Genomic DNA, 11,720 nt, shown 5'->3' with positions numbered 1-11,720 from the left:
TTGAACGGAGGTGATCCCTTGCATCAGGCTGAAAATCTCGCTGCCATCCCTGGCATCGACCACGGTTTCTGTTCGATCGATGACCCACGGCGCCCGGATGAAGTGTTCATCTGCAAGCAAGTGCACAGCGCCTCGGTGATTGAATGGCAGGCCGGCCAGGTGGCCAATACGATCGAGGCCGATGGTGTGTTGACGCACCACGCTCACCCGATCGCGGTGATCACCGCAGATTGCCTGCCCATTCTGTTCGCGTCGAAAACCGGCGAACGGGTAGCCGCAGTCCATGGCGGCTGGAAGGGGCTGCAACGCGGGATTATCGCCAACGTCATGCAGCACTTTGCCGCCGAGGGGATTGCAGCCGACCAACTGCAAGTGGCTATCGGCCCATCGATCAAGCCGTGCTGTTATGAAGTGAGCGAAGGGTTTATCGCCGAGTTCCAGAGTGACCAAGGGCACCTGTGGCAACACGCCCAGGCACCGTGGTGCTTCGTGCAACCGGCACCGCTGCGGTCCCCGGAAATTACCCCGCCCCATGCACGACAAGCAGGCAGTGCGTGGTTTGACTTGAGCGGGTATGGTTTGTTGCTGCTGCAAGCGGCGGGTGTCAAGCGTGAGCAGATCGACGTGAGCGAAGTGTGCACCTACTGCACGTCGCCGACGTTTGCCAGCTACCGCAGAAGGACGCATCAGCCGGAGGAAGCGAAGACGTTGATTTATTCGTGGATTGCTCGTAGACCCTGACGAACCTACGCGCCCTTGTGGCGAGCGGGCTTGCCCCGCGTTGGGCTGCGAAGCAGCCCCAAAACATAGCCCCGGACCTGCTTGGCACACTGCAGCGCTCTTATTGGGGCTGCTACGCAGCCCAACGCGGGACAAGCCCGCTCGCCACAGGTATTTATCCCATCCGTTAACGGCTGATCTTCAACCCCTTCCGCCCCGCATGCCGCTCCAACGCCAGCTCAATCAACCGGCTCACCAGCTCGCTGTAGCTCATGCCCGCTGCCTGCCACAGCTTGGGGTACATGCTGATGCGGGTGAAGCCGGGCAGTGAGTTGATTTCGTTGATCAGCACTTCACCATCGTCGGTCAAGAACACATCGACCCGCGCCAACCCTGCGCACCCCAACACTTCAAACGCCTCAAGGGCCAAGCGGCGGATCCGCTCACTGGCTGCATGGCTGATGTCGGCCGGCACCACCACCTGGGCCGCCTGGCCGTCGATGTATTTGCTGTCGTAGGAGTAAAAGCCGCTGTTCACCACGATCTCGCCACAGCCGCTGGCGACAGGGTTTTCGTTGCCCAGCACGGCGCATTCAATTTCGCGGCCCTCGACCGCCGACTCCACCAGCACCTTTTGATCAAAACCCAGGGCCAGTTCAACCGCGGCGTGGTACTCAGCCTCGTTGCCAACCTTGCTCACACCCACCGAAGACCCCTGGTTGGCCGGTTTGACGAACATTGGCAGGCCGAGTTTATTCACCGCTGTGTCAAAGGAAGTACGCGCGGCGTTGCTGCGGGTCAGGGTGATGAACGGGGTCACGGCAATACCGGCATCACGCAGCAGGCGTTTGCTGATGTCCTTGTCCATGCACACTGCCGAGCCGAGCACGTCGGAGCCGACGAAAGGCAGGTCAGCCATGCGCAACAGGCCTTGCAGGCAACCATCTTCGCCGAGGGTGCCGTGGACGATGGGGAAGATCACATCGATGTGTGCCAGCAGCCCGTTGCCGGAGGTTTCCACCACCTGCTGGCTGGCCTTGCCGGGTACCACCGCCAATTCGCGATTGGATTGGTTAAGGGCGATGAGTGCCGGGTTTTCCTGGTTGATCAGGAAGTTCGAGGTGTCGTTGAGGTGCCAGTGGCCGGCCTTGTCGATGCCGATCAAAACCGGCTCGAAGCGTGTGCGGTCGAGTGCATCGACAATATTGCGCGCCGACTGCAACGAGACTTCGTGCTCGGCCGAACGGCCACCAAAAATAATCCCTACCCGCACCTTGCTCATGACCCGGCCTCACTGTTGAAAGTAAGGCTTCTTACCACGGACGGTCAGCGATTCGCTACCAGGTGTGCGCCGAACAACACGTAGCAACCGCCGGCAAAACGGTCGAGCCATTTGCGCGAGCGGCTGTAGAGGTTGGCCATGTGCGCACTGGAAAACACCAGGGCCACGCAGGCATACCAGCTGAACGACAAGCTGGCCATGGTGATCACCGCCAGGGTCAGCAGCATCGGCGACGGCGACGGCGGCATGGTGGAGGCGAAGATGGTGGCGACGAACAATGCGGCCTTGGGGTTGGACAGGTTGCCCAGTAACCCCAGGCGCCAGGCGGAAAACAACGAGCGGCGCGCTTCGTCCGGCAACAAGCTCTGGCCCATCGCCGGTGCCGAGCGCTTGAACAGTTTCAGCCCCAGGTAAATCAGGTAGCAGCCGCCGATGATCTTGAACGCCAGGTACAACATGGGCGCGGCGGTAAACAGCGACTTGATGCCCAGCCCACCCGCCAGCCCCCACATGATCGTGCCGGTAGCCACGCCCGCCGACGCCACCACGCCATGACGGCGCGAACAACTGGCGGCCAACTGCGCGGTATTGAAGAAGTTGGGACCCGGCGTCACCACCGCCACCGTCCACAGCAGGGCCAGCGAGACCAGAGGCGCCACATAGGTGGGGTTGATAAATTCCATTGGGCGGTTCCATCAGCGCAGGGCACGAGCAGGGAGCATAGACCTCGCCCGCCGCCTGCACAAACGTACAAGACCCCGGCAGACAAGGGATGCAGACTGGGTTAACGTGTTTCCACCTCTTTTTGTGACAAGCCACCATGGGCAAACCGACCCGCAACTTCGACTGGCTGCACCGTGCCCCCCATGCCAGCGGCCTGGACCGTATCGAGGCGTACTTCGCCGGTTTCGCCTTCGACCCCCATCGCCACGACACCTATGCCATCGGGCGTACCTTGTCTGGCGTGCAGAGTTTTCACTACCGCGGCGACATGATCCATAGCCTGCCCGGCACCACTATGGTGCTTCACCCCGATGAGACCCATGACGGTCACGCCGGCAGTGACGAGGGTTTCAAGTACCGAATGATTTACGTGGAGCCGTCGCTGATCCAGCAGATCCTTGGCGGCAAGCCGTTGCCGTTTATCCCCAGTGGTTTATCCACTGACCCAAGGCTGTTCCGCGCCAGCGAAGTGCTGCTGCAGAACCTTGATCATCCGATTGACCCGTTGCAGGAACAGGACGCGATGTTCGACCTGGCCCACGCGTTGAGCAACGCCGCTGGCGCCATCGTCAGCCGCAAGACCTTCGATTACGTCGCCGCCGAGCGCGCCCGCGAGTTTATCCACAGCGCCCTGGGCCGCAGCATCACCCTGGACGAAATGGCCGACCACGCCGGCCGCGACCGCTGGGCATTGTCACGGGACTTTCGCGTGCTGTTCGGCACCAGCCCCTATCGCTACCTGACGATGCGCCGGCTGGACCTGGTGCGCAGTCTGCTGGCGCAGGGGCAGTCGCTGGTGGACGCGGCGCTGACCGCCGGCTTCACCGACCAGAGCCATATGACCCGGCAATTTCGCAGCACCTACGGTATGCCGCCGTCGCGATGGGTGAAGATGCTCGGGCGCTGAGTGCGCTTATAGCGAATGCCCATCGATGGGCTCGCCGATGCTCAGGAAATGCCCACCCGCTACATGGTGCAAGGTGCGTAACTGATCATGCCCTTCAAAGTGCCAGCGGCCTTCGCTGAACACGCGCTCGTCGGCATAGGCCGCAACTACTTCGCCGAGGAACAGGTCATAGGTCTGCTGGTTGTGGGGCTCGGGGAGCAAGCGGCATTCCAGCCAGGCTACACAGCCTTCCAGCAACGGCGCCTCCGTGTGTTCACCGCTGAAGGTTTGCAGGCCATAAGCGGCGAACTTGTCACGCTCGGTGCCGGTGGTACTGCCGACCGTCTGCACGAGGTCGACCTGGGCCACACAGGGCACCTGCAGCACGAAGGTGCCGGAGCCTTCCAGCAATTGGCGAGTCCAGGTGGCCTTGTCCAACACCACCGCGACTTTCGGCGGTTCGAAATCCAGCGGCATAGCCCAGGCAGCCGCCATGATATTGCGCTGGCCGTTGTGGGCCGCACTCACCAGTACGGTTGGCCCGTGATTGAGCAAACGGTAGGACTTGGACAACGGAACGGGGCGGCAGTGAGTAGGGCTCATGGAGGATCGGCTCTTCAAACGAAAAAGCCTACGATACCCCAAGCGTCAGCCCTATGGATCAGCTCGACAGTTGGTTAGTGAATCGTCCTACGCGTTGAGCGCCAGCATATTTAACTGCCGTTATTTCGACACACGCCCATGACTTGGTACTCCAACGTAGTGAGCTTGCCGCTGGAGTCTTCATAGGTCATGCGCGAAGGCACGGTACTGCACGCGCGGATCGGCGGCGTCACGTTGACCACCTTGGCAATGTCCAGCTTCATCCCATAGCGATACGCCTGCACTTGGGGCACTGGCTTGCCGTTTCTCACGGCGTAATCGGCCATGGCCTTTTCATTGCGCTCCATCATCAGGGCAAAGGTGCGATCACCGCCGCCTTCGGCCAATGCACCGAAAGACAGGACGGCCGTTAATACACCCAGAGCGGTTTTATAAAAGTTCATCACCTATTCCTCGACTGAAAGTTCAGTGCCGAGACTAACGAACGAACCCTGACGCGATGTTCACCAGAACATTACTTATTTGTTAGGTGGCGACGAGCTTCCAGAATTGTAATGTTCACGCCACCCAATCGTTATCCACGGTTTGCAACTATCAGCCCGGGCCAGATCAATAAGAACGCCCGCCTCCATAAGAAGCTGATAACTGCCAACACCGAGGAGCGAAACATGCGGATCCGTTACTACACCCTTCCCCTTTCACTGATCGCCACATTGCCCCTGGCAGCCGCGGCCGCGGAAGACAAACCTGAAGGGTTTATCGAAGGCAGCAGCGTGAACGTGCTGGCGCGCAATTTTTACTTCAATCGCGATGACCGCAAGGGCCAATCCAGCCCCACCGGTAATGGCTATTCCGAAGCCTGGGCCCAGGGACTGATCGGTAAATTCGAATCCGGCTTTACCCAGGGCACCGTGGGTTTTGGCCTGGACGCCTTCGCCATGGTCGGCGTGAAACTCGACTCGGGCACCGGCCGCAGCGGCGGCAAGGGCTCGTTCGGCATGCTGCCGGTGGACAGCAACAACCATCCCGAAGACAACTACAGCAAGGTCGGCGGCGCGGCGAAACTGCGGGTATTGGACACGGTGATCAAGGCCGGCGACGTGTTCCCGCTGACTCCCGTGGTGGCCTACGGCGATTCGCGGGTGTTGCCGGAAAGCTTCCGTGGCGTGACCCTGCAAAACACCAGCCTGGAAGGCCTGACCTTGCAGGGCGGGCGTTTGAGCGGCATGAGCCAACCCAACGAAAGCGGCATGAACAAAGGGTTCGCAACGTTTTACGCCGGCCCGGTCGATTCACCTTGGATCGGCTACTTCGGCGGCGACTACACCGTGAACAAACACCTCGGCCTGAGCCTGTACAGCAGCCGCCTGAAGGACGCCTGGGACCAGTACTACGTCGGCAGCGCCGCCAGTTACCCGCTGAACGAAGACGTTTCGCTGTTCGGCGACATCAACTACTACAAGGCCGTGGATGAAGGCAAAAAGCTGCTGGGTGAATTCGATAACAGCATCTGGAGCGCCCGGCTCGGCGTGAAGGTGGGCGCCCACAGCCTGGCCGTGTCGCACCAGCGCAACAACGGCGATGACGACTTCGATTACCTGCGCCAGTCGGACTCGATCTTCCTCAACAACTCGATCCAGTACAGCGACTTCAACTCGCCCAAGGAGCGCTCGTGGATGCTGCGCTACGACCTGGACATGCAGCCATTCGGCATTCCCGGCCTGTCGTTCATGACCCGCTACGGCAAGGGCACCGGCGCCGACTACAGCAACGCCAACGCGGTGTATATGCGCCGCGATGCCGCCGGCGATCCGCTCACCGACCAGCGCCGCTGGGAGCGGGATATCGAAGCCAAGTACGTGGTGCAAAGCGGCAACTTGAAGGATTTATCACTGCGTCTGCGCCAGGCCACCGTGCGCTCAAGTTCATTCGAGTCCGACCTTGAAGAAGTCCGCGTCATTATCGAATACCCACTGGCGGTGCTTTAAGACGCGCTTACATTCACTTGCCGATGCCCTACATCTGTTCACAGGTTGAAGTCTGTCAGAACTGTAATATCGGCCTCACCTTCTCGTTAAGTTGCACTTTTTATACTGCGCATCGAACACTTCTCATCTCTGCGGCTTTTGTGTAGCTCCTTTGGAACAGAGATGAATTTTATACGCCCCAGCCGGGGCGTTTTTTTTGCGTGCCCGGTCAGTGACGAATCGTCGCACCGGCCTGACGCGGCTTGACCCTAAAGCTACTTCAGGCTTCAGAGTTTTCCTACAGCCTATTCAAGCCTCTATGAGGCCATCTCCTTTCGTTTTCCTTGAAGGTAAATCCCCATGCGTATCCTTGTGGTTGAGGACGAGCAGAAAACCGCCGATTACTTGCAGCAAGGCCTGACCGAAAGTGGCTACGTCGTCGATTGCGCCGCCAGCGGCATCGACGGCCTGCACCTGGCCCGGCAGCACACCTACGAACTGGTGATCCTCGACGTGAACCTGCCCAACACCGACGGCTGGGAGGTACTGGAACAACTGCGCCGGGACGGCAACCAGCGCGTGATGATGCTGACCGCGCGCGGCCGCCTGGCCGACAAGATCAAGGGCCTGGACATGGGCGCCGACGATTACCTGGTCAAACCCTTCGAGTTCCCCGAACTGCTGGCCCGTGTGCGCACCTTGCTGCGCCGTAGCGAACATATCCCGCTGCCGGATGTGCTGCGCGTCGCGGACCTGGAGCTGGACCCGCGCCGCCATCGCGCCTATCGCGGCAGCCGGCGTATCGACCTGACCACCAAGGAATTCGCCCTGCTGCATGTGTTGATGCGCCAGGCCGGCGAGGTAATGACCCGCACGCAGATCATCTCGCTGGTGTGGGACATGAACTTCGACTGCGACACCAACGTGGTCGAGGTCTCCATCAGCCGACTGCGGGGCAAGGTCGATGACCAGAGCGAGGTCAAGCTGATCCACACCATTCGCGGCGTGGGTTATGTGCTGGAGGCGCGCCAATGAGGACCAGCAGCCTGTCGATGCGCCTGGGACTGACGGTCAGCCTCATGGGCGCCGGGCTGGTGGTGCTGCTGGCGACCCTGGCCTACCTGGCCTTGACCCATGAGCTGGAAAAGCTCGCGCGCAAGGGCCTGGAAAGCAAGATGGAACAGCTCCAGCACAGCCTCGCGCTGGGCCTGGACACCCACGCAATCAAAGCCCGTCCCCACTCGTTGCTGGACCTGGTGATGGGCCACGACAATTTCTACCTGACCATCGTCGGCACCGCACCCGATAACGCGGTGCTGCTCAGTGTCGGTGCCAAACCCCAGGAACCGTTGCTGACCGACTTCTCCCCCCGGGAAACCCTCGGTTACCTCAACTGGCAAGACCAAGACGGCAACCAGGTACTCAGTGCCTCCAGCCTGATGCGCCTGGCCAGCGGCGAGCGCGTACGGGTGTTGCTGTCGCTGGACCGCAGGGATGACCAGGCCCTGCTCAGTGCCTACCTGCGCGCCACCCTCATCGCCCTGCCGATGCTGCTGATCCTTATCGGCATGGGCGCCTGGTGGCTGGTGCAGCGTGGGTTGGCACCTTTGAAGCAGTTCAGCCATGTCGCGGCCCAGGTAACGACCCAGGACCTGACCCACCGCTTATCCATCGACAACCTGCCCCAGGAGCTGGGCGAGTTGGCGCAAAGCATCAACGTAATGCTGCGTCGCCTGGACGCCGGTGTGCAGCAGCTGTCGCAGTTCTCCGACGACCTCGCCCACGAGCTGCGCGCGCCGCTGACCAACCTGATGGGCAAGGCCCAGGTGACCCTGTCCCGCGAACGGCCCTCGGAGGAGTACAAGGCGGGGCTGGAATCCTGCACCGAGGAAATGGAACGCCTGTCGCGCATCGTCTCCGACATGCTGTTCCTGGCCCAGGTCAGCCATCCGGCGGCGCGGGCCGGGTTTGGCCCGGTGTCACTGGGCGAAGAAGCACAACGGGTGATGGCGCTGTTCGCCCTCAGCGCCGAAGACAAACACGTGACCCTCAGCCTGCGCGGCGACGCCTGGGTAACGGGCGATCGCCTGATGATCCAGCGAGCCATTTCCAACCTGCTGTCCAATGCCATCCGCCACACGCCCGAAGGCTCCAGCGTTCTGCTGCTGGTGGAGACCTATGACCAGAGCGCGTCGTTGTCGGTAGGCAACCCCGGGCGCGGCATCGAAGCACACCACCTGCCGCATCTGTTCGAACGTTTCTACCGCGCCGACAGCAGCCGCACCCGCGCCGAAGGTGGCACCGGGCTGGGGCTGGCCATTGTGCAGTCGATCATGCAGCTGCATCAGGGGCACACCGACGTCAGCAGCCAGCCCGGACGGTTCACACGGTTCAACCTGGTGTTTCCTCTTCCCGGCGATGAGCCCACTGGTACAACGCCGGCAGCACCAGCAAGGTCAGCAAGGTAGAAGAAATGATCCCGCCGATCACCACCGTCGCCAACGGACGCTGCACTTCGGCGCCGGTGCCGGTGGCCAGGGCCATGGGGATAAACCCCAGGGAGGCCACCAGCGCGGTCATCAATACCGGGCGCAGGCGGGTCAGCGCACCCTCGTGGATAGCCACCGACAGCGAGCGTCCTTCCTCGCGCAGGTTGCGGATGAAGGCAATCATCACCAGGCCGTTGAGCACCGCCACGCCGGACAAGGCGATAAAGCCCACGCCTGCCGAGATCGACAGCGGAATATCGCGCAACCACAGCGCCATGATCCCGCCGGTCAACGCGAACGGAATCCCGGTAAACACCAGCAGTCCGTCCTTGAGGTTGTTGAACATCATGAACAACAACCCGAACACCAGCAGCAACGCCACCGGCACCACGATCTGCAAACGCTCGGCGGCTTCCTTCAACTGTTCGAACTGGCCGCCCCAGGTGGTCCAGTAACCTGCCGGGACTTTCACCTGCGCCGTGATCGCCGCCTCGGCCTCTTCCACGAACGACCCCATATCCCGCCCGCGCACGTTGGCACTGACGATCACCAGACGCTTGCCGTTCTCGCGGCTGATCTGGTTCGGGCCGAGCACCAGGTCCAGGCTGGCGACCTGGGACAACGCAATGAACCCCAACTGCCCCGCCGCATTCCCGGCCACCGCCGGCACTGGAATCAACAGCCGCGACAAGCCGTCGATATCAGTACGCAGCGCGTCGGACAAGCGCACGACCATGTCGAAACGCCGGTCACCTTCATACAGGGTACCGGCCTGGCGCCCACCGACGGCGACGGCAATGGTGTCCTGCACATCGCCGACATTCAGGCCAAAGCGCGCGGCCTTGTCACGGTCGATATTGATGGTCAGCACCGGCAGGCCGGACGTCTGTTCGACCTTCACTTCCGAAGCGCCATCGAGGCCTTGCAAGGTCTCGGCAATGTCTGCGGCGGTAGTGTTGAGCACCGCCATGTCGTCGCCGAATACCTTCACCGCCACATCACTGCGCACCCCGGAGATCAGCTCGTTGAAACGCAGCTGGATTGGTTGCGACAGCTCGTACGCACTGCCCGGCACAATCGCACTGGCGCGCTGGATATCGGCGATCAGGGTTTCGCGGGATTTATTCGGGTTCGGCCATTGCGCCTTCGGTTTAAGCATCACGTAGCTGTCGGAAATATTCGGCGGCATCGGGTCGGAGGCGATTTCCGCCGTGCCGGTACGGGCGAATACCCGTTCGATTTCCGGCACCTGGGCCATCAAGGTTTTTTCCAGTTGCTGCTGCATCTGCACCGATTGCGTCAGGCTGGTGCCGGGCACGCGCAGGGCCTGTTGGGCGAAGTCGCCCTCACTGAGGCTGGGGATAAACTCACTGCCCATGCGGCTGGCCACCACGCCCGACGCAACAATGGCCAGCACGGCCAAGCCGAACACCAGTGGCCGGCGCGCCATCACCCAATCCAACACCGGCCCATAGGCCCGGCGTGCGGTACGCATCACCAGGTTTTCTTCTTCCTTGACCTTGCCGGTGACGAACAGCGCAATCGCCGCCGGTACGAAGGTCACCGACAAAATCATCGCCCCCAGCAGCGCAATCACCACGGTAAACGCCATGGGGTGGAACATCTTCCCGGCCACCCCGGTGAGGGCGAAGATCGGCAGGTACACGACCATGATGATCAGCTGCCCGAAGATCAGCGCACGCCGCGCTTCCTTGGCCGCCGCGAACACCTCGTGCAGGCGCTCGCTGCGGGTCAGCAAACGACCATGGCGCTGCTGCGCATGGGCCAGGCGGCGGATGGCGTTCTCGACGATCACCACCGCGCCGTCGACGATAATGCCGAAGTCCAGCGCGCCGAGGCTCATCAGGTTGGCGCTGACTTTGTGGGTGAACATGCCGGTAAAGGTGAACAACATCGCCAGGGGAATCACCATCGCGGTGATCAGCGCCGCGCGGATATTGCCAAGGAACAGGAACAGCACCGCGACCACCAGCAGCGCACCCTCGAAGAGATTTTTCTTCACGGTGGCAACGGCTTTTTCGACGAGGTTGGTGCGGTCGTAGACGGTCACCGCCACCACGCCTTCGGGCAGCGAACGGTTGATTTGTTCGAGCCTGGAAGCCACCGCCTGGGACACCGTGCGGCTGTTTTCTCCGATCAACATAAACACCGTGCCCAGCACCACTTCACGGCCGTTTTCCGTGGCGGCGCCGGTACGCAGCTCACGGCCGATCTCGACCTGGGCGACATTGCGCACACGGATCGGCGTGCCGTCGGACGTGGTGATGACGATATTGGCGATGTCGTCGATGGACGCCACCTGCCCCGGCGCGCGGATCAACAATTGCTCGCCGCTGCGCTCGATGTAGCCGGCACCGACGTTGGCGTTGTTACGCTCCAGCGCCGTGACCAGATCGTTCAAGGTCAGGTTATAGGCCGCCAGGCGCTTGGGGTCGGGGGCGATCTGGTATTCCTTGGCGAAGCCGCCGATGGTGTTGATCTCGGCCACACCGGGCACGTTGCGCAGTTGCGGCTTGATGATCCAGTCCTGGATCACCCGCAGGTCGGTCGGCGTGTAGGGCGTGCCGTCGTCCTTGCGTGCGCCCTCCTCGGCCTCCACGGTCCACAGGAAAATTTCCCCGAGGCCGGTGGAAATCGGCCCCATCGCGGTTTCAATCCCCACAGGCAATTGCTCGCGGGCCACTTGCAGGCGCTCGTTGACCAACTGGCGGGCGAAGAACAGGTCGGTGCCGTCCTTGAAGATCACCGTCACCTGGGACAAGCCGGAGCGTGACAGCGAACGGGTCTGCTGCAGCCCCGGCAAGCCGGCCATCGCGGTTTCGATGGGATAGGTAATGCGCTGCTCGGTCTCAAGCGGCGAAAAACCGGCCGCCGCCGAGTTGATCTGCACCTGTACATTGGTGATGTCGGGCACCGCGTCGATGGGCAGTTTCTGATAGCTGGCAATGCCGACACCGGCCATCAACAGCACCGCCAGCAGCACGATGATGCGCTGCTCGATGGCGAATTGGATAAGGCGCTCAAACATG

The 11,720-nt window shown here is 61.7% G+C and carries 10 protein-coding genes; 5 read left to right on the top strand and 5 right to left on the bottom strand.

Going from position 1 to position 11,720, the window contains the following annotated elements; translation table 11 throughout:
* Nucleotides 1-18: 18 nt before the first annotated feature.
* The gene (pgeF, locus tag BLW22_RS00160) at nt 19-741 is read left to right on the top strand and encodes a peptidoglycan editing factor PgeF (RefSeq protein ID WP_074843622.1); all 723 of its coding nucleotides are present in this window, start codon (nt 19-21) and stop codon (nt 739-741) included.
* A gap of 166 nt (nt 742-907) precedes the next feature.
* Here the strand turns inward: pgeF and ddlA are convergent, their stop codons facing one another.
* Nucleotides 908-2,002 (bottom strand): D-alanine--D-alanine ligase, encoded by a 1,095-nt coding sequence (gene ddlA / locus BLW22_RS00155; RefSeq protein ID WP_065948495.1) that lies wholly within the window; start codon nt 2,000-2,002, stop codon nt 908-910.
* 44 nt (nt 2,003-2,046) lie between these two features.
* A complete protein-coding gene (locus tag BLW22_RS00150) occupies nt 2,047-2,685 on the bottom strand; it encodes a LysE family transporter (RefSeq protein ID WP_065924002.1) in 639 nt (212 codons plus the stop codon).
* Between the two features lie 137 nt (nt 2,686-2,822).
* On the opposite strand from BLW22_RS00150, the gene BLW22_RS00145 reads away from it, so the two are divergent.
* Nucleotides 2,823-3,632 (top strand): AraC family transcriptional regulator, encoded by an 810-nt coding sequence (locus BLW22_RS00145; protein ID WP_065948496.1) that lies wholly within the window; start codon nt 2,823-2,825, stop codon nt 3,630-3,632.
* 6 nt (nt 3,633-3,638) lie between these two features.
* Here the strand turns inward: BLW22_RS00145 and BLW22_RS00140 are convergent, their stop codons facing one another.
* Nucleotides 3,639-4,214: a flavin reductase family protein gene (locus BLW22_RS00140; RefSeq protein ID WP_065924000.1), complete on the bottom strand. Its 576-nt coding sequence runs from the start codon at nt 4,212-4,214 to the stop codon at nt 3,639-3,641.
* A gap of 110 nt (nt 4,215-4,324) precedes the next feature.
* Nucleotides 4,325-4,657, bottom strand: a complete 333-nt coding sequence (locus BLW22_RS00135) for a DUF2790 domain-containing protein (protein ID WP_065923999.1) — start codon at nt 4,655-4,657, stop codon at nt 4,325-4,327.
* Between the two features lie 225 nt (nt 4,658-4,882).
* On the opposite strand from BLW22_RS00135, the gene BLW22_RS00130 reads away from it, so the two are divergent.
* The 3 genes from BLW22_RS00130 to BLW22_RS00120 all read left to right on the top strand — a co-directional run bounded on the left by BLW22_RS00130 (nt 4,883) and on the right by BLW22_RS00120 (nt 8,649).
* A complete protein-coding gene (locus BLW22_RS00130) occupies nt 4,883-6,202 on the top strand; it encodes an OprD family porin (protein WP_065948498.1) in 1,320 nt (439 codons plus the stop codon).
* 339 nt (nt 6,203-6,541) lie between these two features.
* Nucleotides 6,542-7,216, top strand: coding sequence for a heavy metal response regulator transcription factor (locus BLW22_RS00125; protein WP_027606942.1), 675 nt, complete (start codon nt 6,542-6,544; stop codon nt 7,214-7,216).
* Nucleotides 7,213-8,649, top strand: coding sequence for a heavy metal sensor histidine kinase (locus tag BLW22_RS00120; RefSeq protein ID WP_074843619.1), 1,437 nt, complete (start codon nt 7,213-7,215; stop codon nt 8,647-8,649). Before BLW22_RS00125 ends, BLW22_RS00120 begins: the two co-directional genes overlap by 4 nt.
* Here BLW22_RS00120 and BLW22_RS00115 read toward each other — a convergent pair.
* Nucleotides 8,573-11,719 carry a CusA/CzcA family heavy metal efflux RND transporter gene (locus BLW22_RS00115; protein ID WP_074843617.1) on the bottom strand — a complete coding sequence of 1,049 codons (3,147 nt, stop codon included), beginning with the start codon at nt 11,717-11,719 and terminating at the stop codon, nt 8,573-8,575. The two genes, BLW22_RS00120 and BLW22_RS00115, sit on opposite strands and share 77 nt — an antisense overlap.
* Nucleotide 11,720: the final 1 nt, after the last annotated feature.

This window comes from Pseudomonas marginalis, assembly GCF_900105325.1.
In the GTDB taxonomy this organism is placed as follows: domain Bacteria; phylum Pseudomonadota; class Gammaproteobacteria; order Pseudomonadales; family Pseudomonadaceae; genus Aquipseudomonas; species Aquipseudomonas marginalis.
This window is presented reverse-complemented; position numbering and strand designations above follow the sequence as displayed.

Bases quoted from the DNA above. Each gene is read 5' to 3' on its own strand.
- ddlA (WP_065948495.1), bottom strand. From the start codon at position 2,002: ATGAGCAAGGTGCGGGTAGGGATTATTTTTGGTGGCCGTTCGGCCGAG.
- BLW22_RS00150 (WP_065924002.1), bottom strand. From the start codon at position 2,685: ATGGAATTTATCAACCCCACCTATGTGGCGCCTCTGGTCTCGCTGGCC.
- BLW22_RS00145 (WP_065948496.1), top strand. From the start codon at position 2,823: ATGGGCAAACCGACCCGCAACTTCGACTGGCTGCACCGTGCCCCCCAT.
- BLW22_RS00140 (WP_065924000.1), bottom strand. From the start codon at position 4,214: ATGAGCCCTACTCACTGCCGCCCCGTTCCGTTGTCCAAGTCCTACCGT.
- BLW22_RS00135 (WP_065923999.1), bottom strand. From the start codon at position 4,657: ATGAACTTTTATAAAACCGCTCTGGGTGTATTAACGGCCGTCCTGTCT.
- BLW22_RS00130 (WP_065948498.1), top strand. From the start codon at position 4,883: ATGCGGATCCGTTACTACACCCTTCCCCTTTCACTGATCGCCACATTG.
- BLW22_RS00125 (WP_027606942.1), top strand. From the start codon at position 6,542: ATGCGTATCCTTGTGGTTGAGGACGAGCAGAAAACCGCCGATTACTTG.
- BLW22_RS00120 (WP_074843619.1), top strand. From the start codon at position 7,213: ATGAGGACCAGCAGCCTGTCGATGCGCCTGGGACTGACGGTCAGCCTC.
- BLW22_RS00115 (WP_074843617.1), bottom strand. From the start codon at position 11,719: ATGTTTGAGCGCCTTATCCAATTCGCCATCGAGCAGCGCATCATCGTG.